General features: G+C 70.1%; 17 protein-coding genes. 9 read left to right on the forward strand and 8 right to left on the reverse strand.

From position 1 onward, the window contains the following. On the reverse strand, positions 1 to 1,512 hold the full coding sequence (locus AB0J58_RS14890; protein WP_343979258.1) for a hypothetical protein: 1,512 nt from the start codon (positions 1,510 to 1,512) through the stop codon (positions 1 to 3). A gap of 207 nt (positions 1,513 to 1,719) precedes the next feature. Beyond that, complete coding sequence (locus AB0J58_RS14895) at positions 1,720 to 1,962, reverse strand: hypothetical protein (protein WP_343979168.1); 243 nt, start codon at positions 1,960 to 1,962, stop codon at positions 1,720 to 1,722. Positions 1,963 to 2,506: 544 nt separating this feature from the next. Between AB0J58_RS14895 and AB0J58_RS14900 the strand changes: the two genes are divergently transcribed. From AB0J58_RS14900 to AB0J58_RS14910, 3 genes are all read left to right on the forward strand, one after another. Beyond that, on the forward strand, positions 2,507 to 4,600 hold the full coding sequence (locus AB0J58_RS14900) for a SpoIIE family protein phosphatase (RefSeq protein WP_343979166.1): 2,094 nt from the start codon (positions 2,507 to 2,509) through the stop codon (positions 4,598 to 4,600). A 244-nt stretch (positions 4,601 to 4,844) separates the two neighbouring features. Next, positions 4,845 to 6,488, forward strand: coding sequence for an RNA polymerase sigma factor (locus AB0J58_RS14905; protein ID WP_343979255.1), 1,644 nt, complete (start codon positions 4,845 to 4,847; stop codon positions 6,486 to 6,488). A 109-nt stretch (positions 6,489 to 6,597) separates the two neighbouring features. Then, positions 6,598 to 7,563 (forward strand): hypothetical protein, encoded by a 966-nt coding sequence (locus AB0J58_RS14910; protein ID WP_364215214.1) that lies wholly within the window; start codon positions 6,598 to 6,600, stop codon positions 7,561 to 7,563. Positions 7,564 to 7,615: 52 nt separating this feature from the next. Here AB0J58_RS14910 and AB0J58_RS14915 read toward each other — a convergent pair whose 3' ends face one another. Further along, the gene (locus tag AB0J58_RS14915) at positions 7,616 to 8,356 is read right to left on the reverse strand and encodes a peroxide stress protein YaaA (protein WP_364215217.1); all 741 of its coding nucleotides are present in this window, start codon (positions 8,354 to 8,356) and stop codon (positions 7,616 to 7,618) included. Positions 8,357 to 8,402: 46 nt separating this feature from the next. On the opposite strand from AB0J58_RS14915, the gene AB0J58_RS14920 reads away from it, so the two are divergent. Further along, positions 8,403 to 9,131, forward strand: a complete 729-nt coding sequence (locus AB0J58_RS14920) for a GNAT family N-acetyltransferase (protein ID WP_364215220.1) — start codon at positions 8,403 to 8,405, stop codon at positions 9,129 to 9,131. A gap of 17 nt (positions 9,132 to 9,148) precedes the next feature. Here the strand turns inward: AB0J58_RS14920 and AB0J58_RS14925 are convergent, their stop codons facing one another. Next, positions 9,149 to 9,379 carry a hypothetical protein gene (locus AB0J58_RS14925; RefSeq protein ID WP_030920243.1) on the reverse strand — a complete coding sequence of 77 codons (231 nt, stop codon included), beginning with the start codon at positions 9,377 to 9,379 and terminating at the stop codon, positions 9,149 to 9,151. A gap of 241 nt (positions 9,380 to 9,620) precedes the next feature. Here AB0J58_RS14925 and AB0J58_RS14930 point away from each other — a divergent pair, with 241 nt between their 5' ends. Next, a complete protein-coding gene (locus AB0J58_RS14930) occupies positions 9,621 to 11,693 on the forward strand; it encodes a DNA topoisomerase IV subunit B (RefSeq protein ID WP_364215223.1) in 2,073 nt (690 codons plus the stop codon). Positions 11,694 to 11,739: 46 nt separating this feature from the next. Here AB0J58_RS14930 and AB0J58_RS14935 read toward each other — a convergent pair whose 3' ends face one another. After that, the gene (locus AB0J58_RS14935; RefSeq protein WP_343979153.1) at positions 11,740 to 12,234 is read right to left on the reverse strand and encodes a carbonic anhydrase; all 495 of its coding nucleotides are present in this window, start codon (positions 12,232 to 12,234) and stop codon (positions 11,740 to 11,742) included. Positions 12,235 to 12,399: 165 nt separating this feature from the next. On the opposite strand from AB0J58_RS14935, the gene AB0J58_RS14940 reads away from it, so the two are divergent. After that, entirely contained in the window at positions 12,400 to 12,717 is a 318-nt protein-coding gene (locus AB0J58_RS14940; RefSeq protein ID WP_343979150.1) for a hypothetical protein, read from the forward strand. A 183-nt stretch (positions 12,718 to 12,900) separates the two neighbouring features. Here AB0J58_RS14940 and AB0J58_RS14945 read toward each other — a convergent pair whose 3' ends face one another. Both AB0J58_RS14945 and AB0J58_RS14950 read right to left on the reverse strand, forming a co-directional pair. Continuing rightward, positions 12,901 to 15,393, reverse strand: a complete 2,493-nt coding sequence (locus tag AB0J58_RS14945; RefSeq protein ID WP_364215226.1) for a DNA topoisomerase IV subunit A — start codon at positions 15,391 to 15,393, stop codon at positions 12,901 to 12,903. Positions 15,394 to 15,607: 214 nt separating this feature from the next. Further along, positions 15,608 to 16,192: a GNAT family N-acetyltransferase gene (locus tag AB0J58_RS14950; RefSeq protein ID WP_364215229.1), complete on the reverse strand. Its 585-nt coding sequence runs from the start codon at positions 16,190 to 16,192 to the stop codon at positions 15,608 to 15,610. Positions 16,193 to 16,438: 246 nt separating this feature from the next. On the opposite strand from AB0J58_RS14950, the gene AB0J58_RS14955 reads away from it, so the two are divergent. Continuing rightward, complete coding sequence (locus tag AB0J58_RS14955; RefSeq protein ID WP_364215232.1) at positions 16,439 to 17,260, forward strand: TauD/TfdA family dioxygenase; 822 nt, start codon at positions 16,439 to 16,441, stop codon at positions 17,258 to 17,260. Between the two features lie 91 nt (positions 17,261 to 17,351). Here AB0J58_RS14955 and AB0J58_RS14960 read toward each other — a convergent pair whose 3' ends face one another. Next, a complete protein-coding gene (locus AB0J58_RS14960) occupies positions 17,352 to 18,974 on the reverse strand; it encodes a SulP family inorganic anion transporter (RefSeq protein ID WP_364215235.1) in 1,623 nt (540 codons plus the stop codon). A gap of 206 nt (positions 18,975 to 19,180) precedes the next feature. On the opposite strand from AB0J58_RS14960, the gene AB0J58_RS14965 reads away from it, so the two are divergent. Both AB0J58_RS14965 and AB0J58_RS14970 read left to right on the forward strand, forming a co-directional pair. Then, complete coding sequence (locus AB0J58_RS14965; protein ID WP_364215371.1) at positions 19,181 to 21,250, forward strand: RecQ family ATP-dependent DNA helicase; 2,070 nt, start codon at positions 19,181 to 19,183, stop codon at positions 21,248 to 21,250. 714 nt (positions 21,251 to 21,964) lie between these two features. Next, positions 21,965 to 22,090: an ALQxL family class IV lanthipeptide gene (locus AB0J58_RS14970; protein ID WP_364215238.1), complete on the forward strand. Its 126-nt coding sequence runs from the start codon at positions 21,965 to 21,967 to the stop codon at positions 22,088 to 22,090. The last annotated feature ends 246 nt before the right edge of the window (positions 22,091 to 22,336 follow it).

Raw genomic sequence — 22,336 nt, forward strand, 5'->3', positions numbered from 1 at the left:
CTACACCGGGGGCTCGTCGGGAATGTCCGCGATGTCGTCGAGGGCGATGGCCAGCTCCTCGGGGTCGTCGCCGATGCGCTCGGCGATCTCGATCAGCACGTGCAGCACGTCGTGCCGGTCGTGGCCCAGGTCCAGCAGCCGCTGCGCGGCCTCCCAGAGCTGCGGCGGATCGCCCTCCCACAGCCGGGCGGCGATCTCCTCGTGCCAGGCGAGATGCTCGTCGTGGCCGGGCCGGGTGAGCTCGCCCGCGTGGTCGATGCCCAGCAGGATCCGCCGATCGGTGTCGTCCGCGGGGTTGAGCAGGCCGAGCTGGATCTCGCCGTGCGTGCCCTGCAGGAAAGGGAACGCGAACACCCGCCTGGCCAGTGCCGACAGGTCGCCGTCCGGCAGCAGCCGGTCGAGCAGGTCGCGGTCGAGCCCGAAGGTCGTCGGATCGCGGTAGGACTCGGCGAACTTGCCCGTCGCCTCCCAGACCGCGTCGAGGGTGGCTCGCAGCCCCTCGTCCGGCAGCCCGGTCCGGTCGGCGGCGAAGCGCGCCCAGGCGCCCAGCACGTGCGGCACCGCCTCCTGCTCGGCGGTGTTGAGCATCACCTTGCGCGGCAGCCAGTCGAGCAGGAAGGTCTCGCACTTGGTCGGGCTGACCCGTAGCGGACGGCCGAAATCCTGGTCGCAGCCGTAGTCGATGATGTGATCGGCGCATCGGGAGGCCGCGGAGGGGTCGGACAGGTGCTCGGCCGCGTCCGAGGAGAGGAACTCGGCGGCCAGCATCGCCCGGCGGTCGCGGCTGTAGGGGGCCTCGCTGTGCAGCGGGGCCGGCCGCTTCCGGCCGGGCGGCAGCGCCTTGATCCGGGACCTGGCGAAGGCGTGGTAGGCGCTGTAGCTGTCGCTGACCGGCGCGGCCGTCCTGCGGTGGCCGTACTCCGCGGTGGCCTTCATCGCCGATTCGAGCAGGGCCCTCGCCTGCTGCGGCTCGATCTGGCCGAACCTGAGCATCGGGTTGTCCTCGGCCTCGGCCCTGGCCTGTTCCAGCAGCTTGTCGACGTGTGACGAGACCCAGGCGTCACGGGCGATGCCACGCATGTTGTAGTCGACGATCACGACCAGCGCGTGCCGGTCCTCGCCGCTGTCGGCGCCCCGGTAGCCGAAGGTGCACACCACCGTGTCCTGGTCGCCGTAGGCGTCGCGGGAGACGAAGCAGCCGGTCGTCTTGACCGCGCCCAGCCGGTCGGCCCAGCGGGGCCTGGCCACACCGCGCTCCATGAGCGCCAGCGCGGCGCCCTCCGCCTTGGCGGCCTGGCGGGCCGTGCCGAGGTAGGCCAGCGCGATCAGCAGGGTGAGCGCGGCGGGCGAGCCTGCCTTGGCCGCGTAGTCGACCAGGCCCTCGCCGAGGACCTGCTCGGCGTCCCCGCCTTTCAGCCGGCGCCCCCACCAGGCTCCGACCATGTCGGAGACCATGAGTTCGGCGTCCAGCGGGCTGCGTACGGCCAGCAGCTCGCGAGCGGCGAGCAACATCTCGGAGAAGACCGCCTCAGGGGACTGGCTCTCCCTGGGGTCTCGACGCTGTCGCCGGCTCAAACAGTCTCAGCCTCCCCCGTCGGCCGCGTGAGCCCATCGCGGTCGTCGCCGTGCGGATCGGCCCGCTCGCTTCGCTCGCTCACGTCCCAACCTTCTCGCAATCCCGGTCCAAACGGTGCGTAGAGACGGCCGGGTTCCCCGATGCTACCGGGGACCGCGGGGCGGCGGCGCGGAGTTGACAAGGGCGAGCAGATGCTCGCGGGCGACACGCTCGACGACCTCGGGAGTCGCCTCGATGCCGAGGTGCTCCGCGCAGGCACAGACCTCTGCCACGCACCTGCCGACGGTCTCGACGGGAACGGTCAGGAACTCGGCGGCCAGGTGAGATGTCACCGGCTCGTGACAAGTCGTTGAAGGCCCGGTGGAGCGGGTGGCAAGAACGGGCATGGATGTCGCATTCCTCCGGAGTTTCCCGGGGCATCCCCCGGATGTGTCGGCGAGGACGTGCGTTCTCATTCCACAACTTATCTCGGGAGTGTCAACCCTCGGCGCCCTGATATGGGAAGCTGGCCCCGTATCTTGACTGAATCCTGCAACAGTGGAGTAAGTGAGTGTCCCCGAAGAGGGAGCCGAATTGACGGCGAGTCAGTAGCCTGATCTCGCCTGCAAGCCCGACGGAGATGAGGTGGGCAGTTGCCGGGACGGTCCGGCGCGATCCTGCTAGGGTCCTGGCCGCAAACGTTCGAAGGCGCAACGCCGACTGGTCGCCGCCCGTACGGGAGCCCCGGCGTGTCGGCCCGGGGATCCCGGCCATCGGAGCGGTGGCGTTTCCGGGGTGTGCTGACCGCATCTTGGGCAGGGCTTCCGTCCGCACCTGCCCATCGCCGATGATGTACTCCAGGATCCGGTCCCCCGGAGCCGCGCTACGCCAATTCGCAAGTTTGGAGATGTGCCTCGTGGGAGACCCTGGCACGCGACGGAGGTGCCGACCATGAGCGCCGAAACCTCCGTGCCCCGTCCCCGGGAGTCGGGTGTGGACATCTCAGACTCCGGCCTGCTGCAGGGCCTGCTGTCGCAGTCGCCGTTCGCCTTCGCGTTCTTCGACCCCCAAGGTCGCTTCGAGCGTGTCGACGAGGTCTTCGCCAACGTGGTCGGCCTGCCCGCCGAGCGCTTGGTCGGCCGGGTCCCCGGTGAGTTGCTCTCCGCCGATCTGACCGCCCTGATCGAGGGCTCGGTGCGGAGCATGGTCGGGGGAGCCTCGGTCGACGGCGACCAGCGGATCCGGGTGCGCACCGCCGGTGGCGAGACCCACCACTGGTCGCTGACCTTCTCTCCGATCCATGATGACAAGGGCGCATTGCGCGCGATCTGCCTGGTCGGCGTCGACATCACCGACAGCAGGCAGGTCGAGGAGGATCTCAGGCGCAGCGAGGAGCGATACCGCTCGCTGGTCGAGGCCCAGTCCCAGCTGGTCTGGATCACCGCGCCCAACGGCGTCGTGGAGGAGGACGCGCCGCAGTGGCGGGCCATCACCGGCCAGGGGCTGGAGGAGTACCTGACCCACGGCTGGCTGGAGGCCGTCCACCCGGACGACCGCCCGCACACCGAGGAGGCCTGGCGTGAGGCGCTGCGTGGCCGGATCATGTTCGAGTGGAGCTACCGGGTCCGCACCCGGGCCAGCGGCTACCGGCACTTCGAGGTGCGCGCCGTCCCGATCATCCGGCACAACCGGGTCGTCGAATGGGTGGGAGCCAACACCGACGTCACCCCGCAGCGCGAGGCCGAGGAGATGCGGGGCCGCCTGACCGACCAGCTCGGCGCCGCGGCCCTGCGCACCGCGCGCCTGCAGGGCGCCACGGCGCTGCTCGCCGAGGCGCTCACCGTCGAGCAGGTGGTCCAGGTCATCATCGACGTGGGGCGTACGGCGCTGGCCGCCGACCGGTCGGCCGTGGCGCTGCTCGACGTCGACCGGGCCGCGCTGAAGCTGGTCAACAGCGGCGGCATCCCCGACGTTCCGGGCGCGCCCGGCGAGGAGATCCCGCTGTCGCACTCCAGCGTGATGACCATGGCGGTCAACAGCCGGCGCCCGGTCTTCGCCGAGTCGCCGGACAGCCTGCGGGCCCAACTGGTCGACGCGGGCGGCGACGACGACAGCGTCACCGGTTTCATCGCCCACAGTGACGAGCGGGCCTGGGTGGGCCTGCCGCTGCTGGCCGCGGGTCGCGCGCTCGGGGCACTGAGGTTCTCCTTCACCCGCCCGCAGAAGATCTCCCAGGAGGACGGGGTGTTCCTGGAGGCGCTCGCGGGGCAGTGCGCCCTCGCCGTGGAGCGGGCCACCCTGTTCGAGCGCGAGCACCGCACCGCCGAGACGCTCCAGCGCAGCCTGCTGCCCGATCGCCTGCCGGTGGTCAGGGGGCTGGTACTCGCCCAGCGGTTCCGCTCGGGGAGCCGCCACGTGCAGGTCGGCGGTGACTGGTACGACGCGTTCGTGCTCCAGGACGGCCGGGTCGCGGCGGTGGTCGGCGACGTCATGGGCAAGGGCGTCAAGGCCGCGGCGGGGATGGGCCGCATCCGCAACGCCATGCGGGCCCTGGCGTTGACCAACCCGCCGCCCGCGGCGGTCCTCACCGGCCTCGACCGGGTCTTCGAGGCGACCGAGGAGGAGGAGCAGGTCACGACGCTCGCCTACATGGTCGTCGAGCCCGGCACCGGAGAGGGCACGCTGGCGCTGGCCGGTCACCCGCCGCCCCTGCTGGTCTCCCCCGAGGGCGTGCCGATACTGTGCGACGGCGAGCCGGGCACCCCGCTGGGCTGGCCCACGAGTCGCAGGCAGTTCAGGTTCTGCGTCCCGCCGGGCCACACCGCCGTCCTGTATTCGGACGGTCTGGTGGAGAACCGGAAACGTGGTCTTGATGCCGGACTCGCTGATCTTTGCTCTGTTGTGACCGAAGCGCCGGCCGAAGTGGTCGGAAGCCCCCACATGTTGCTAGATTTCCTTGTCGACCGGATGTTGTCTGGATATGAGCAGGATGACGACGTCACGGTGCTCGCGATTCACGTTCCCGCCGCCACGAAGAGTGACTGAATGAAACAGTCATAACGGTTGCTTTCGGGTATCGGTGCCTCGCTTCCGTACGCACTACTCTCTTGGTCGGCCTAGGGTGGAGGGCAACCGCCAGGAGGCGGCCGTATGGATCACGGTGTCATGCCACAATGCTGGACAGGTGCGTCGCGGTTCGCGCGGCCTCGCTAACCACAACTAGAGGTAGAAGTGCCCCTAGTTGGGCATCTGGGTCCATTCTCGTCTCGCTTTCCTTCGAGAGGTGTTCGTGTCGCCTGCAAGTTCGACTCGCTCGAAGCCATCCGAGCTGAACGAGCCCGTCATTCAGCAGCTGATGGAGCGGGGGCGCTCGCAGGGGTTCCTCGAGTCCGAGGATGTCCGCAAGGCCGTCGAGGAAGCGGACATTCCGATGGCGCAGGTCGCTGGAATCCTGCGAAGCCTCAGCAAAGAGGGCATCACCGTACGGCTGACTGCCGAGGACTCCGCGGCTCCCAAGAAGTCCCGCACTCCGGCCAAGCGTCGTACTGCCCCGGCCGCGCCCGCCGCCGTCAAGAAGACCAAGACCGCCGCGGCGGCCAAGGAGCAGCCGGAGACCGTCACCGCGGTCGTCGGCGGTTCCGAGCCCGCGGCAGCGGCCAAGAAGCCCGCCCCCGCGGCCAAGAGGCCCGCGGCGCCGGCCAAGAAGATCGCCCCGGCTGCCAAGAAGCCGGTTCCGGCCCCGCCGAAGAAGGCCGGCCCCGAGGCGGCCGCTCCGGCCCCCGTGTCCGAGTCGAAGTCGCTCGCCGGCGATGACGACGAGGTCATCGAGCTTGAGGACGTCGAGCTCGAGGACTTCGACCTGGAGGCCGTCGCCGAGGTCGAGGTCGAGGTCGAGGTGGAAGCCGAGGCCGAGGCCGAGGAGGAGCCCAAGGCCGAGGCCATCGAGGTCAACGAGGACGAGGTCCTCATCCTCTCCGATGACGACGATGACGCCCCGGTGCCGCAGGTCGCCGCCGCCGGCGCCACCGCCGACCCGGTCAAGGACTACCTCAAGCAGATCGGCAAGGTCCCCCTGCTCAACGCGGAGCAGGAGGTCGAGCTCGCCAAGCGGATCGAGGCCGGTCTGTTCGCCGAGGAGCAGCTGGGAACCGACGGCGAGAGGCTCCCGGTCGACGTCCGCGCCGAGCTGGAGTGGATCGCCGAGGACGGCCGCCGGGCCAAGAACCACCTGTTGGAGGCCAACCTCCGTCTCGTGGTCTCGCTGGCCAAGCGCTACACCGGCCGCGGCATGCTCTTCCTGGACCTGATCCAGGAGGGCAACCTGGGCCTGATCCGCGCGGTGGAGAAGTTCGACTACACCAAGGGCTACAAGTTCTCCACCTACGCCACGTGGTGGATCCGGCAGGCGATCACCCGAGCCATGGCCGACCAGGCGCGGACCATCCGCATTCCGGTCCACATGGTCGAAGTGATCAACAAGCTGGCCCGTGTCCAGCGGCAGATGCTTCAGGACCTGGGGCGCGAGCCCACTCCCGAGGAGTTGGCCCGCGAGCTCGACATGACCCCTGAGAAGGTCGTCGAGGTCCAGAAGTACGGCCGCGAGCCGATCTCCCTGCACACCCCGCTGGGTGAGGAGGGGGACAGCGAGTTCGGTGACCTCATCGAGGACTCCGAGGCCATCGTCCCCGCCGACGCGGTCAGCTTCACGCTCCTGCAGGAGCAGCTCCACTCCGTCCTGGACACGCTGTCCGAGCGCGAGGCGGGCGTGGTCTCGATGCGATTCGGCCTGACCGACGGTCAGCCGAAGACGCTGGACGAGATCGGTAAGGTTTACGGGGTGACCCGCGAGCGTATCCGGCAGATCGAGTCCAAGACCATGTCCAAGCTCCGTCACCCGTCTCGGTCGCAGGTCCTGCGTGACTACCTTGACTGAGATTCTCTGACAGAGGGCCCGCACCGTCCGGTGCGGGCCCCACGTCGTTAACGCCGGTGTAACAGGTCGGTAGCACGGAGTGTGAAACGAACTTCTAGGCTCCCGCCTCATGGGTGTGGCCGAAGTTGACAGGATTCGCGCCCGGAGGCTGCGGGTGATCGTCGATCGTCCGTGGGCGGACGTGGTGCTCGACGACGCGGTCGCCGCGGTGCGCCGGAGGGTGTTCGAGAGCGGTACGTTCACGCTCGGCGCGGCCCGCGGTGATCCGGAGAGGCGCGCGCTCAGGGTCGAGGCGCTGGCCAGGGCGGCCGTCGGTCACAGTGGCGCCATCGAGGCGCTGGCGCTCCATGACCGGGCCAACCCCGACCTGTGGCTCTGGCTCGGGCGTACCCGCATCGAGGAAGCCTGGACGATCAAGCCGGATGTCAAGGCCCGGGCCGTGCAGGCGCAGCGTCTGCAGGCGTTCCAGGCGGCGATGGAGAGAGCCAGGCAGCCGCTCTTCACCGCGGCGGCGCTCGTGCCGTCGGATCCGGTGCCCTGGGAGTCGATCATGTGGCTCTACCTCGGCCTCGACCGGCCGCGCCAGGAGAGGGACGCGGTCTGGTTCGAAGCCGTTCGCCGTTATCCGACGCTGTTCCCGGCCAATGTGGCCAGGCTCATGACGTTGTCCCCGGCCTGGGGCGGCAGCGCCCAGGAGATGCTGGAGTTCGCCAGGCAGGCCGTGTCGCGGGCGCCCGACGGGGACCCGATGGCGGCCCTGCTGCCGCTGGCGCACTTCGAGCAGGTGGCCGCCGAGCGGTCACCGATGTCACGCGGAGGCTGGTTCTCGGACGGGGCGCTGCGCGAGATCGTCTCGCACGCGGGCCGCTGGCTGGGCGGCGACAGCCATCCACGGTCGATAGAGGCGCACAACCTGTTCGGGGCCGCCTTCTACCTGGCCGACCTGCGCAGGCCCGCGCGCGGGCACCTGACACGTACGGGGGGCAGGGTCAGCAGGCTGCCGTGGTCCTATCTGGGTGATCCCGCTCAGCAGTTCGAGCGGGCCTGCGGGCGGCTCCGCCTCGTCCCGGCGTGAACCGGGGCGCGAGAGGTCTTGACGTGGGCTCGCAAGGGGAATGTGGCGAATATCACACGGTTACGTTGAGTATCCATGACTTCCTCCCCTCGGGAGGCGGACAGAGAGTGACGGAGTGCCCAAGGTGGTCCAGGATCTTCGTGAGCTCCTCGGGGCTCTGCGGATCGATGTCCCCCTCCAGCAGCGAGCGGGCTATGACGCCGCGAGTGGCCTTCGCCATATGGCTGACGACCTTCCCCTCCTTGAGCACCCGCACCGCCACCGCCCTGCCGCCCGGCTGCCACGCCGCCGCGTAGGTGCCCGAGCGCAGATCCACCACCAGGCCGGGCTCGGCGTCGAGCAGCGGGGTGACCGATCGGCGCCAGAAGGCGCCAAGACCGCCCAGCGGCGGCAGTCGCACCCCCATCGACAGCCGGTACGGGGGTACACGGTCGTCGATCCGGAGGAGCCCCCACAGGCCGGAGAAGATCAGCAGACTTTCCGAGGCCCGCGCCGCGGCCTCGGGGGAGAGCGAGGCCAGGTGAAGATTGTCGTAGAGCACGCCGGTGTACAGGTCGGCCGCGGCCAGCGTGGGCGCGGTGCGCAGAAGCAGGTTCTTGCCGATCTCACCTGCCTGTCCGGGTGACAGTCCGAGCACCTCCCGTGCGGCGGGACCCTCGCACAGGGCGATGAGCGCGTCCAGGACGCGTCGCCTGGACGGGGCGAGGGCGGGGAAACTCAACCGGGGCAGGTCGAGGGCCGGGCCGTCACCCAGTGCGGCCTTTCCCTCGGACGGGGGTAGCAGAATCAGCACATTCACCGAGCGTAGTGCGGCGACCAAGGGGTTAGGATCCTGCAGCATGATCGTTGAGGTTTTCGACCGGCTGGTCGACCAGGCCTGGCCGGCGACTCACCGGGTGGACGAGGGGGGCTGGATCCTGCGTGCGGCGGACGGGGTGACCAAGCGGGCCAACTCCGTGCTGCCGCTGGGCGAGCCGGAGGATCTGGAAGCGGGCGTCGAGGTGGCGGAGAAGTTCTACGCCGACCGGGGCCTGCCCTGCGTCTTCTCGGTGGGGGGTGGCGCCACGCCCGGCCTGGACGCGTTGCTGCACGCGCGCGGCTATCGGGTGGTGGATCCGACGCTGATCATGACGGCGAGCCTGGTGCCCGAGGCGTCCGGGAACGGCGTCGGCGCGTCGCGAGAAGAGGTCGATCTCGCCGAAGCGCCCTCGCGGGCATGGCTGGACACCTGGTGGAGCGTGGACGGGAGGTTCGGCGGCGACGGTCTGGCGACGGCCGCGCGGATCCTCACCGGTGTGCCCGCCACGTACGCCTCGCTCGGCGAGGAGGCCGTGGGGCGGGGTGTGGTCCAGGGGGAGTGGTTCGGGATCTACTCCATGGCCGTGGTGCCGCACGCGCGGCGCAAGGGCCATGGGCGGAAGGTGTTGCGCGCCCTGCTCACACATGCGCGGGAGCAGGGCACGCAGCGGGCATATTTAGTAGTGGTGGAGTCGAACACGGCGGCCAGGACGCTCTACGAGCGCCATGGCTTCACAGTGGCGGGCCGATATCACTATCGGGTCCGATGACGGCTCCATCCGTCTGGTCATCGTTCGTCGTTGCCTGCCGTTGCCGGAGCGTCACTGAGACGCGCAGACTCGTCCTGGATGTTGGCACCCTTGTCTCTCAGCACGGCTACGTGCTGACGCCCGTGGTGGGCGCAGAACAGCAGCTCCCCACCTACGGGCAGGGTCGCGCGGATGTAGGCCTGGGCGCCGCACCGGTCACAGCGGTCCGCAGCGGTCAGCTGCTTGGCGGGGGCGAGGGTTCCAGTCACGTATCGCCTTTCAGGTCATCCCCTGAGGTGGAGGATCTGGCGTCAGTCACTTGAGAGAACATCTAACCCGATACGAACGTTCCCAATCGACCCCCTGCTACGCCCAGAGCGGAAAGCGGCCGAAAGTAACGATGATCACGCTGGATGTAACGCCGTTGTCCACCGGATGGCAAGCTTGTACGCGTCGTGGCGGGAAGAACGGTAAGCTGCGCACACGTGTTCGACAGAGCTGGGAGTGGGTGTGACCGCAGTTAGCGCGGAGACGGGTTATACGGCCCGCCACCTGTCGGTGCTGGAGGGGCTCGAAGCCGTCCGCAAGCGCCCCGGTATGTACATCGGGTCGACCGACAGCCGCGGTCTCATGCACTGCCTGTGGGAGATCGTGGACAACGGGGTCGACGAGGCCCTGGCCGGCTACTGCACCCGCATCGAGGTCGAACTTCACGCCGACGGCTCCATCGAGGTCCGTGACAACGGCCGGGGCATCCCCGTCGACGTCGAGCCAAAGAGCGGCCTGGCGGGCGTCGAGCTCGTCTACACCAAGCTGCACGCCGGCGGGAAGTTCGGCGGCGGTTCCTACGGCGCCTCCGGTGGCCTGCACGGCGTCGGCGCCTCCGTGGTCAACGCCCTCTCCTCGCGGCTGGACGTCGAGGTCGACCGTGACGGCCGGATCCACGAGATCAGCTTCCGCAGGGGCGTTCCCGGCGTCTTCGACGGCGACGGGCCCAAGGCCAAGTTCAAGAAGAGGTCGGGGCTGCGTGACGGAGGCGCCGCCGCGAAGAAGGTCACCGGCACCCGCGTGCGCTTCTGGGTCGACCACCAGATCTTCCTCCCCGAGGCCGAGGTCTCCCTCGACGAGATCCATGTCCGCCTGCGCCAGACCGCGTTCCTGGTCCCTGGACTGACCCTGGCCGTGCGTGACAGCCGCGGCGAGGAGCCGGCCGAGGAGGAGTTCCACTTCGACGGCGGCATCTCGGAGTTCACCGAGTTCCTCGCCCGGGACGAGGCGGTCTGCGAGGTGCTGCGCCTGCGGGGCGTAGGCCACTTCCACGAGACGGTCCCCGTCCTCGACGACCTGGGGCACATGACCCCGACCGAGGTCCAGCGCGAGCTCACCGTGGACGTGGCGGTGCGCTGGGGCAAAGGCTACGACAGCACGGTCAGGTCCTTCGTCAACGTGATCGCCACCCCCAAGGGCGGCACCCACGTCAACGGCTTCGAGCGCGCCCTCGTCCGCACTTTGAACGAGCAACTGCGCGAGACCCGCCTGCTCAAGAACGGCGACGCCCCGGTCACCCGCGAGGACATCATGGAGGGTCTCACCGCGGTGGTGACCGTCCGGGTGCCCGAGCCGCAGTTCGAGGGCCAGACCAAGGAGGTCCTGGGCACCTCGGCGGCCTCCCGGATCGTCGCCCACGTCGTCTCGCGTGAGCTCAAGGAACTGCTCGCCAACCCGTCGCGCACTGTGAAGCCGCAGCTCCGCGCGGTCCTGGAGAAGATCGTCGCGGCGGCCAAGGCCCGTATCGCCGCCCGGGAGCACCGCGACAACCAGCGCCGCAAGACCGCTCTGGAGAATTCGGCGCTCCCCGCCAAGCTGGTCGACTGCCGCAGCGACGAGGTCGACCGCAGCGAGCTGTTCATCGTCGAGGGTGACTCGGCGCTGGGTACCGCCCGCGCGGCCCGCGACTCGGAGTTCCAGGCCCTGCTGCCGATCCGGGGCAAGATCCTGAACGTGCAGAAGGCGTCCGTCGCGGACATGCTCAAGAACGCCGAGTGTGCCGCGATCATCCAGGTCATCGGGGCGGGTTCCGGCCGATCCTTCGACATCGAGGCGGCTCGCTACGGCAAGGTCATCCTGATGGCCGACGCCGACGTCGACGGGGCGCACATCCGCTGTCTCCTGCTGACCCTGTTCCACCGCTACATGAAGCCGATGGTCGAGGCCGGGCGCGTTTTCGCCGCCGTGCCGCCGCTGCATCGGATCGAGGTCATCAACCCCAGCCGAGGTCACGGCAAATACGTCTACTGCTACTCCGACGCCGAGCTGCACAAGGTGCTGCGTGATCTGGAGCGCAGGGGTAAGCGCTGGAAGGACCCGGTCCAGCGGTACAAGGGCCTGGGCGAGATGGACGCCGACCAGCTGGCCGAGACGACCATGGAGCCCCGCCACCGCACCCTGCGCAGGGTCCGCATCCAGGACATCGAGGAGGCCGAGCGCATCTTCGCCCTCCTGATGGGCAGTGACGTGGCCCCGCGCCGGGAGTTCATCGTGAGCAGCTCGGCCGAGATCGACCGCGACCACATCGACGCGTAGCGGGCCCGCCGGGCCATGGGCCGCGGCGGGCCGGAACCCCCGAGGCTCAGATGTCGACCGGCATCAGCTTGCCGGTGCGCACGTCATAGACGGCGCCGCCCACCGGCATGCCCGCCGGGAGGAACGGGCTGGTCCTGATCCGGGTGAGGTCGTGGCGCAGCGCCGCGTCCTGGTCGGGGACGGTGTGGAAGTCCAGGCTCCGGGTGTCGACACCGCGGCGGGCGGCGATCGCATGCACCTCGTCGTCGGTGACCTTGGTCATGCCGCAGTCGGTGTGCGGCATGACCAGCACCCGTTCCACCGCCAGCAGGTTGACCGCCAGGACGAGCGTGCGCAGCACGTCGTCGGTCACCCTGGCTCCGGCGTTGCGGAGGATCTTGGCGTCGCCTGGTTTCAGGCCGAAGAGACCCAGCGGATCGATCCGGGAGTCCATGCAGGTGACCACCGCGAGGCCACGAGCCGCCTTGCCGGTCAGTTCCGCGTTGGTGAACGTGGCGGAGAACTCCTCGTTGGCGGCCAGCAGGTCGTCAAAGGCACTCACGTACGTATCCCTCGGTCGATGGGGCTAACGAACCAATGATGCGTCATACCCATTCGGCGAGGGTTGTCGGGGGCGCCTCAGGTGACGACTTCACCAAGATCCCACCGTCTGGACTCACATTGAGTGATGATGTCGTCACTCGAAGTCCGGGAGGTGGAGAGGGTAATGAGCAGGACGGAATCGCTGGCCGACTATCTCCGTGACCAGGGCAGGCGGAGGCTGGACCGGGTGGAGTCCAGGGACGGGGGGCGCAACGCGCGCTCGGCGCTGGCCCTGCTCGACGCGGCGGCCTACACCCGGTCCCTGAAGGAGGACGACCCGTTCGTGGCCGTCCTCGTGGAGGCGGGGTGTTTCGGGCCGTACGGGGCGGGCGGGTTCGATCCGCCGGATCGAGTCGCCCGGGTCATCCGTTTCTGGGAGTCGGGTGAGCCCTGGCAGTTGCTGATGGCCATCAGGTTCGCACTTCAGGGGGCGCTCACCTGAGATCCCGGGCGCGTCCCGAGCCCCGTGCGGGACGGGGCACGCCCCGAAAGCCGAGACCTGCCGGGTGGCGTCGCGGGGGCCGGAGAACGCGACGCCGGCGTCCGGTACGCGGGACCCGTCATCGCCGAGGAGCCCCCGTCGTCCTGACGGGGGCTCCTCGGTGTCCTGCGCGGGGGATGAGGATCATTCCGGGGAGGTGGCCTCCCCCTGGTCCTGCCGGTCGTCCTCGGCGCACAGGGAGCCGCCCACGGCCGACACCGTGTGGGTGAGCCGGACCCCGGAGCCGTCGCGGCGGCCCAGTTCCTCGGGGAGCGGCACGGGCTTGCCGACGGCCGAGACCGCGCGGGCCGGCCCGGGGCCCGCCCAGGCGAGCAACAGGACGTCCTCGCCCTTGAGGAACCGCTGGACGCGGACACCGCCGGTGCCGCGACCCTTCGGCGGGTACTCGGCGAAGTCGGAGACCTTGGCGCCACCGATCTGGGTGCCTGGCAGTGCGGTCGAGGAGCCGGCGATCGTCACGACCCGAGACTCGCGGGAGGGGTCTACCACGCCGAACCAGATCACCACGGCGTCTCCGTCCAGCCGCACGCCGGCCATGCCTCCCGCCGGGCGGCCCTGGGGGCGGACCACGGAGGCGGGGTAGCGCAGCAGCTGGGCCTCGGAGGTGATGAAGACCAGGTCGTGGTCCTCGCTCGTCAGCTCCACCGCGCCCACCACGGTGTCGCCGTCCTTGAGGCCGATGACCTCGAAGTCGTCGCGGTTGGCCGGGTAGTCGGGGACGACCCGTTTGACCACGCCCTGCGCGGTGCCCAGGGCCAGGCCGGGCCCGTCGGGGTCGAGCGAGCCGATGCCGACGACGGTCTCACCCGGGTTGAAGGTGACGTACTCGGTGACCGGGTGGCCTCCGGACAGCGACGGCGGGTTGGCCGAGCGAGGCAGCGTGGGCAGGTCGACTACCTGGACCCGGATCATCCGCCCCTGGTTGGTGACCACGCCCACCTCGCCCCTGACCGTGCTCCGCACCGCGGAGACCAGCACGTCGTGGGCCGAGCGGTCACCGTCGCCGGCCAGTGGCGAGGCGTCGGCCGTGCGGGCCAGCAGCCCGGTGGACGAGAACAGCACCAGGCAGGGGTCGTCGGCGACCTCCAGGGGGACCGAGACGTTCCTCGCCACCCCCGAGGACTCCAGCAGCACCGTGCGGCGCGGGGTGCCGAAGGTCTTGGAGATCTGGGCGAGCTCGTCGGAGACGACCTTGCGGAGCCTGTCGTCGGAGGACAGGATCGCGGTCAGCTCGGCGATCTCGTCGCGCAGCGTCTGGCTCTCGCGGTCGAGCTCCAGCTTGTCGTAGCGGGTCAGGCGACGCAGCGGGGTGTCGAGGATGTAGTTGGCCTGGATCTCCGACAGCTGGAATGTCTGCGTCAGGCGCTCGCGGGCCTGGGCGGAGTCATCGGAGGAACGGATGACCCGGATCACCTCGTCGATGTTGAGCAGGGCGACGATGAGGCCCTCGACGAGGTGCAGCCGCTCCTCGCGCTTGCGCCTGCGGTACAGCGAACGACGGCGGACCACGTCGATACGGTGGTCCACGTAGACCTGGAGCAGCTCGCGCAGGCCCAGCGTGCGCGGCTCGCCGTCGACCAGCGCGACGTTGTTGATGCCGAAGGTCTCCTCCATCGGGGTGAGCCGATAGAGCTCCTCCAGCACGGCCTCGGGGATGAAGCCGTTCTTGATCTCGATGACCAGGCGGAGGCCCTTGTGCCGGTCGCTGAGGTCCTTGAGGTCGGAGATGCCCTGGAGCTTCTTGGCGGTGACCAGCTCCCTGATCTTGGTGACCACGCGCTCGGGGCCGACGTTGAAGGGCAGTTCGGTGACGACGATGCCCTTGCGGCGGGGGCTGACCTGCTCGACGGCGCACTTGGCGCGCATCCGGAAGGTGCCACGGCCCTTGGCGTACGCGTCGCGGATGCCGTCGAGGCCGATGATCGTGCCACCGGTGGGCAGATCGGGGCCGGGGACGAACCGCATCAGGTCGTCGAGCGTCGCCTCCGGCTTCTTGATCAGGTGGCGGGCGGCGGCGACGACCTCGACGAGGTTGTGCGGCGCCATGTTGGTGGCCATTCCGACCGCGATGCCGGTGGCCCCGTTGACCAGCAGGTTGGGGAAGGCCGACGGCATGACCGTGGGCTCGGTCTCCTGGCCGTCGTAGTTGGGTTTGAAGTCGACGGTGTCCTCGTCGATCGACTGGACCACGGCCATGGCGGCCGAGGCCAGCCGGGCCTCGGTGTAGCGCATCGCGGCGGGCATGTCGTCGGGGGAGCCGAAGTTGCCGTGCCCGTCGATGAGCGGCAGGCGCATCGAGAACGGCTGGGCCATCCGGACCAGCGCGTCGTAGATGGCGGTGTCGCCGTGCGGGTGGAGCTTGCCCATCACGTCGCCGACGACGCGTGAGGACTTGACGTGGCCCCGGTCGGGCCGGAGGCCCATCTCGCTCATCGAGTAGAGAATGCGGCGCTGGACCGGCTTGAGGCCGTCTCTGGCGTCCGGCAGTGCACGCTGGTAGATGACCGAATATGCGTATTCGAGGAAGCTGGTGCGCATCTCGGTGGAAACGTCGATGTCGACGATCCGCTCCTCGAAGCCCTCGTCGGTCGGGGGTGTGGTCGTCCGTCGAGCCATCTGATTTCCTGCGCGCGGGCCCCGGCCGTCAGGCCGAGGGGGAGGCGCATCCTCCTTCTGTCTTCGTGGTCGAACCGTCTGCACCGGCTCCCTGGGAAGCCTCGGGCCGGGGCGTCCGGCGGGAGGCCGGGTATGGTACCGAGACTCGATACCATACCCAGCTCATCCGACACCTTCGGGCCTTCCCCGGCCCGCCGCCGTTCCGGGCGGGGTGTCAGGCGGTGTCGCGGGTCCTGGGGCCCGCCCCGGGCCAGGGCCCGGGGGTCTCCCCCTCGTACTCGTCGCCGGGCACGTTCAGCCTGGTGTCGTAGATCCTGAAGCCGCGGGCCTGATAGTTGGCGAGCGCCACCGGGCTGTCGAGGGAGCAGGTGTGCAGCCACACCCGCCGGGTCGGCTCCCGGCCGGGCTGCCGGTCGGCCAGGTCCCAGGCCCTGGCGGTGCCGACCTCCAGCAAACGGCCGCCGACGCCTCTGCCGATCGCCCACGGCAGGAGGCCGAAGCAGGTGATCTCGACCGCCGCGCCGTCCTGGGGGGCGAGCTCGACGTAGCCCGCGGGGGTGCCACGGTGATAGGCCACCCACGTCTCCACGCCGCTCTCCAGCCAGTCGCTCCACTCCCGCCAGGTCCACGGCAGCCGGTTGGTCCAGTGCCATTCTCCGCCGACGGCCGTGCTGAGGAACCGGCTGAACTCGGGCGAGGGCACCTCGGCGTGTACGACGTCGACCTCGATCGACGGCGGCCTGGCGGGCAGCAGGTCCGAGCGTGAGGTCTGTTCGAGATACCAGGTGGTGACGTCCATAGTGGATGCATCAAACCATGGCGCGGAGCCTGCCGGTTCCCCCGCTCCTCGCCGACCTGGCGCGACCTCCCCGCGAGGGTGTCCGCGGCGGGCGGGGGAGCACCCTCGACCGGCACCGGTCCGGCACGTGTGCCTTACCAAGCAATTGCTTGTTTTAATGGATCGGGCTAGGCTCGGAAAGAGGGCTGGGTAAGGATGACCTAACCTTCACGAATGCCGTGCGGCCACGATGGAGGGCGTCCGAAGATGATCGAGTTCAAGCCCGTGACCAGGCACATCGGCGCCGAGGTGAGCGGTGTCGACCTGCGCAAGCCACTGTCGGAGGGAGAGGTCCGGGAGATCCGGCGAGGCTGGCTGGAGTACAAGGTCCTCTTCTTCCGTGACCAGCACATCAGTGACGAAGAGCACATCCGCTTCGCGGAGAACTTCGGCTCGATCAACCACCCCGCCTTCAAGAAGGACGGCGGCACCGCCATCCACGTCCTCGACCAGACCGACCCCAAGGGCGAGGGCGGCGACGAGTGGCACAGCGACAACACCTTCGAGCCGGTCCCGCCGATGGGCTCGCTGCTGCGCTGCGTGCAACTGCCCTCCGTAGGCGGTGACACCCTCTGGGCCAACGCCCAGCTGGCCTACGAGACGCTCTCGCCGCCCATCCAGCGGCTCTGCGACGAGCTCACCGCGATCCACGACATCACGGCCTCGATGAAGAAGGCCATTTCCAAGGGGCACGACTTCGACCTGGAACAGGTCCAGGCCAAGTGGCCGCCGATCGAGCGTCCCGTGGTGCGCACGCACGCCGAGACCGGACGCAAGGCGCTGTTCGTCAACCGCTCCTCCACCACGCGGCTGGTGGGGTTGTCCGACCGGGAGAACGAGGCGCTGCTGCCCTACCTGATCGACCACATCCGCTCTCCCGAGTACCAGGTCCGGCTCAACTGGCGGCCGGGCACGCTGGCCTTCTGGGACAACCGGAGCACCCAGCACTACGCGGTCGCCGACTACACCGAGCGCCGCCGCATGCACCGGGTGACGATCAACGCCTTCCCCGAACACCTGGACGCCTAGGCCCCGCCTGGCGGGTCTCGCCGTGGTGACCGGCGACAACGCGGCGAGGCACCGCCTGACCGGGGTGGGCGGCGGATCCAAGGGGCGGCGCCTAGGAGCCGCGGGCGTGGTAGGCCGTGACGGCGGCCGCCACGTCAGGGTGCAGCCGTCCCCGGTCGGACAGCCACCCTCCGATGCCCATACGCCCGAGGAGTTCGAGGGGCTGGAGGCTGTCGAGGGCGATCCACAGGTCGATGCCGTGCTGTCGTACCAGGCCGTAGAACTCCCTGGCCGCCGACACCGCGGTGAGATCCATGCCGGGCACGCCGGTCAGGTCGAGGAGTACCGCCCGGGGCCGGGGGGTGGTGGCCTCGATGAGCGACCTCACCCGGTCCGCCACTCGCCGGGCGTTGGCGAAGTACAGACGGCTCTCGATACGCACGATCAGCAGCCCCGGCTCGGTCTCGTCCGACGGGTGACGCCTGAGGTCGCGATAGGCCCCCGACTCCGGATCGCGGCCCAGGGGGTAGATCGGCGGGTTGTCCACCTGGTGCAGCAGCAGGAGTATCGAGATCACGACCGCGGCCAGCACGCTCTGCATGATGCCGAGGCCGACCGCCACCAGCATCGTGACGCAGGCGAGCGCGAACTCCGGCCGGCTGGCCCGCCAGATCGCCGCCAGCCCGTGGACGTCGACCAGGCGTGCCGCGATGGTCAGCACGATCCCGCCCAGGACGGCCGTGGGCAGCGGGGACAGGGCCGGGGCGAGGAGGAGCAGCACCACCGCGGTGCAGAGCGCGGTCACGATCTCGGCCCGCTGGCTCCGGGCGCCGGAGGCGTCGTTCATCTCGCTCTGCGTCATGCCGCCCGCCGCCGGGTAGGCGCGGAAGATCCCGCCCAGGGCGTTCGCCAGTCCGAGTGCGAGCAGTTCCCGGTCGGCGTCGAGCGGCGGGTCGTCCCGGTGCCGGAAGATCCTCGCCGCGCTGATCGACTCCACGAAGGAGAGCAGCGCCATGCCGAGGGCCATCGGCGCCAGTGCCCTGACCAGGCCGAGGTCGGGCAGGAGCGGGGGCGGCAGGCCGCTGGGCACCCTGCCGATCGTGGCCACGCCGTACGAGGACAGGTGCGCCAGGAAGCTGATCAGGGTGACGACCGTCACCGCCACCAGCGGGCCCGGCACACGGGGCACCCGCCGAAGCACGACGAGCAGCAGTACCACCGCGGCCGCCACGAGCATCGTCGGCACGTTGGCCTCACCCAGCCTGCCGGCCGCGGAGAGCAGCCGGTCGAAGACCTTGGTCCCCTCCGCGTGGACGCCGATCACCGTACCGAGCTGGCCGGCCGCGATGGTCAGGCCGATCCCGCTCTTCAGGCCGGTCATCACCGGGTCGGAGATGAAGTCGCCGAGGAATCCCAGTCGCAGGACGCTCGAGGCCAGCAGGATCACCCCGGTCAGCACGGCCAGCGTCGAGGCGGCCGTCATCGGCGCGGTCCCCGGGGGCGTCGCCGCGAGGGCGGCCGCCGTCAGCGCGGACAGGGTGGAGGTGGTGCTGACCGACAGCGGGCGTGAGGTGCCGAGCAGCGCGTAGATGATCATCGGGACCAGCGCGCAGTACAGGCCCGCCTGCACGGGCAGCCCGGCGATGGTGGCGTAGGCCATCGCCTGGGGCAGGACGACGGAGGCCGTCGTGATCCCCGCCACCGTGTCGGCGCGCAGTCTGCTGAGGTTCGGCATGTGAGTGGAGCGCGATTCTCCCTGGTGTGCCCGGTTGGTGATTCCACTGTCCTACCGGTGCTCGCGGGTGGAACCGAGGAGGCTCCGGCGGTTCGGTCAAGGTTCGGCCATCAGCGCGCGACGTCCGCCGGGCGGAGGACGCCACCGGAGTCCGGAGTGAAACAGTCGGCTGGACCTGGTACCAATGACCGGTGAGCGAAGAGCAGATGCTGCGAGAAGAGGCCGAGGGGCGGCTGCGGGCGCTCGCCGGGGAGCACGCCCGGCTGCGCGAGGACCAGTGGTCGGCCATCAGGGCACTGGTCATGGACCGGCGCCGGGTGCTCGTGGTGCAGCGCACCGGCTGGGGCAAGTCGGCCGTCTACTTCATCGCCACCGCGCTCCTGCGCGAGCTGGGTGAGGGGCCCACCGTCATCGTGTCCCCGCTGCTGGCCCTGATGCGCAACCAGATCGCCGCCGCCGAGCGTGCCGGGATCAACGCGGTCACGATCAACTCGGCCAACCCCGAGGAGTGGGAGCAGGTCTACAACCAGGTCGCCGAGGGGGAGGTCGACGTGCTGCTGGTCAGCCCCGAGCGGCTCAACAACCCCGACTTCCGCGACCACGTGCTGCCCGGGCTGGCCGAGAGCGCGGGCCTGATCGTGGTCGACGAGGCGCACTGCATCTCTGACTGGGGCCATGACTTCCGTCCCGACTACCGGCGGCTGCGCACGCTGTTCGGGGAACTCACCGAGGGCGTGCCGATCCTCGCGACCACCGCCACGGCCAACGCCAGGGTCACCCGCGACGTCGCCGAGCAGATGGGCGAGGAGACGCTGGTGCTGCGCGGCGCGCTGGAGCGCGACAGTCTCCATCTCGGGGTCGTGCGCCTGGGCGGCGCCGAGCAGCGCCTGGCCTGGCTCGCGAGCACGCTGCACGAGCTCCCAGGTTCCGGCATCGTCTACACGCTCACCGTGGCCGCCGCCCAGGAGATCGCCGCCTACCTGCGCGAACAGGGCCACGAGGTGGTCGCCTATTCCGGGCAGACCGAGCAGAGCGAGCGGCTCGCCGCCGAGCAGGCGCTGCTGGACAACAAGATCAAGGCGCTGGTCGCGACCTCCGCGCTCGGCATGGGCTACGACAAACCCGACCTGGGCTTCGTCATCCACGTCGGGGCCCCGCAGTCCCCGGTGGCCTACTACCAGCAGGTCGGCAGGGCGGGCCGCGGGGTCGAGCGGGCAGAGGTGATCCTGCTGCCCGGCGCCGAGGACCGCGACATCTGGGCGTACTTCGCCTCGCTGGCCTTCCCGCCGGAGCCCGTCGTGCGGGCCGTGCTGGCCGCGCTGGAGGAGGGCGGGGTGATGTCCACGGCCGCCCTGGAGAACCGGGTGGATCTCAGCCGGAGCCGCCTGGAGACCATGCTGAAGGTCCTCGACGTCGACGGCGCCGTGCGCCGGGTCAGGGGCGGCTGGGAGTCCACCGGCGAGCCCTGGGAGTACGACGCCCCGCGCTACGCCAGGGTCGCCGCCGAGCGGGAGGCCGAGCAGCGGGCCATGCTCGACTACCTCGACACCACCGGCTGCCGCGAGGAGTTCCTCCGCCGCCGCCTGGACGACGACACCGCCGCCCCGTGCGGGCGCTGCGACAACTGCACCGGCGCGCACCGCTCGCCCGAGGTGGACTCCCAGGCCGTGCGTTCGGCGGCCGACCGGCTCCGCAGGCCCGGGGTGGAGGTCGAGGCGCGCAGGCAGTGGCCGACGGGGCTGACCGATCTCAAGGGCCGGATCAGGCCGGAACTGGGCGCCGAGCCGGGGCGGGTGCTGGGCAGGCTCACCGACATCGGCTGGGGCAACCGCCTGCGCGGCCTGCTGGCCGATGGCGCCTCCGACGGGCCGATCCCCGACGACGTCTTCGCCGCCATGGTCAAGGTGCTGTCGTCCTGGGAGTGGGCGCAGCGCCCGGTGGGCGTGGTCGCGGTGCCCTCGAGCAGCCGCCCGCAGCTCGTCCGCAGCCTGGCCGAGCGGCTGGCCCAGGTGGGGCGCCTGTCCTATCTGGGCGATCTCGGCTACCGGTCGGGCCCGCCGGGACGGCAGTTCAACAGCGCGCAGCGGGTCCAGGCGATCCGGGGCACCCTCGCCATGCCCTCCGCCCTGGGCGCGGCCGTTGCCTCGGCCCAGGGGCCGCTCCTGCTGGTCGACGACCGGATCGACACGGGCTGGACGATGACCCTGGGAGCCGCCATGCTCCGCCACGCCGGAGCCCCCGCCGTGCTGCCCCTCGCCCTGGCGGTAACCAGCTAGGGGAGCGCCGGGCGGAGGTCGGTTCTCCCGTCCGGAGGTATGGGCCGAGGCCGGGGTCCGGCGATCCGAAGGCGGCCACCGCCTGCCCCGGCCTGCCGAATCGGGAGAAGGCCCGGCAGCCGCCGGCGTTCGGCCCGTGCCTCGGGCCCGTCCCCGCCCGGCTCATTGGCATGGGTTCTTGTCCCTTTTGTAGAGCCCCTTTCCCCTGCGGTGGCTCCGGTGGAGGACCGTCCCCGCGACGTGATGACGGGCACGGGCCGCCGTGGAGTCCACGACGGCCAGGTCGAGGCCTGCCTGCCCGCGGGCGCCGGCCTCGCCGATCACGGCCCTCGCCAGGCTCTGGAAGACGTCCGTGGCCGACCGGGCGACCGAGGAACGGCTCGTCCGCACGGCGTCGCACGACGTGCCCCGGCAGGCCCGGCAGGCCCGGCAGGCCCGGCAGGCCACGCGCCGGTCCGTCGATCGCCTCCGGTCTCACGATGTGAGAACCCCTTTAGCTTCGTAAGCATCCCGGGCACCGCCGTGACCAGGAAAAAGGCGAGCCGGAGCGCTTCTCGCGAGGCTCGTCTGGTTCTTTGACAAGAGCTGGAGACAAGAGTCCGGGCCACGGTGTCATTCCAGCCGAAAGCGATTCCTAAGCACCCGTCGCGATGCTTTCCCTGTGCGATGAACTCGCCGCACCGGCGAAATGATCGCGCATGGAAGGAGAACGAGATGGAACTCGACGTCAACGCCCTTGACCTGCTCCCCGCCCAGATGGAGAGCCACCTGGCCGCGTGCGAGATCACCTGCCCGCCGAAGGGCACCTGCAGCTACACCTGCAAAGTCACGAGCCAGTAGGTGAGGGGGAAGGTGGCGGAACTCGACATCAAGGCCCTGGACCTGCTCCCTGGCCGGTTGCGAGGTCACCTGCCTGGCGACCTGCGGCGTCACCTTCATGCACCTCATCATCAGCTGACTCCGTCGTAGGGCGCGCCTGGCGACCATCACGCCCAGGCGGCCCCGCGAACTCCGCCGGCCGATGGGCGGCCATGAGGGCCGCCGCGGCGCAGGCGGAGATCTCTCACCAAAGAAAGGACGAACCCG

Source organism: Streptosporangium sp. NPDC049644, from assembly GCF_040675205.1.
Taxonomy (GTDB): Bacteria; Actinomycetota; Actinomycetes; order Streptosporangiales; family Streptosporangiaceae; genus Streptosporangium; species Streptosporangium fukuiense.

Coding starts and splice junctions, on each gene's coding strand:
- AB0J58_RS14960 (WP_364215235.1), bottom strand. CDS start 18,974: ATGCCGAACCTCAGCAGACTGCGCGCCGACACGGTGGCGGGGATCACG.
- AB0J58_RS14890 (WP_343979258.1), bottom strand. CDS start 1,512: ATGTTGCTCGCCGCTCGCGAGCTGCTGGCCGTACGCAGCCCGCTGGAC.
- AB0J58_RS14910 (WP_364215214.1), top strand. CDS start 6,598: ATGGGTGTGGCCGAAGTTGACAGGATTCGCGCCCGGAGGCTGCGGGTG.
- AB0J58_RS14945 (WP_364215226.1), bottom strand. CDS start 15,393: ATGGCTCGACGGACGACCACACCCCCGACCGACGAGGGCTTCGAGGAG.
- AB0J58_RS14950 (WP_364215229.1), bottom strand. CDS start 16,192: ATGGACGTCACCACCTGGTATCTCGAACAGACCTCACGCTCGGACCTG.
- AB0J58_RS14920 (WP_364215220.1), top strand. CDS start 8,403: ATGATCGTTGAGGTTTTCGACCGGCTGGTCGACCAGGCCTGGCCGGCG.
- AB0J58_RS14965 (WP_364215371.1), top strand. CDS start 19,181: ATGCTGCGAGAAGAGGCCGAGGGGCGGCTGCGGGCGCTCGCCGGGGAG.
- AB0J58_RS14900 (WP_343979166.1), top strand. CDS start 2,507: ATGAGCGCCGAAACCTCCGTGCCCCGTCCCCGGGAGTCGGGTGTGGAC.
- AB0J58_RS14970 (WP_364215238.1), top strand. CDS start 21,965: ATGGAACTCGACGTCAACGCCCTTGACCTGCTCCCCGCCCAGATGGAG.
- AB0J58_RS14955 (WP_364215232.1), top strand. CDS start 16,439: ATGATCGAGTTCAAGCCCGTGACCAGGCACATCGGCGCCGAGGTGAGC.
- AB0J58_RS14895 (WP_343979168.1), bottom strand. CDS start 1,962: ATGCCCGTTCTTGCCACCCGCTCCACCGGGCCTTCAACGACTTGTCAC.
- AB0J58_RS14940 (WP_343979150.1), top strand. CDS start 12,400: ATGAGCAGGACGGAATCGCTGGCCGACTATCTCCGTGACCAGGGCAGG.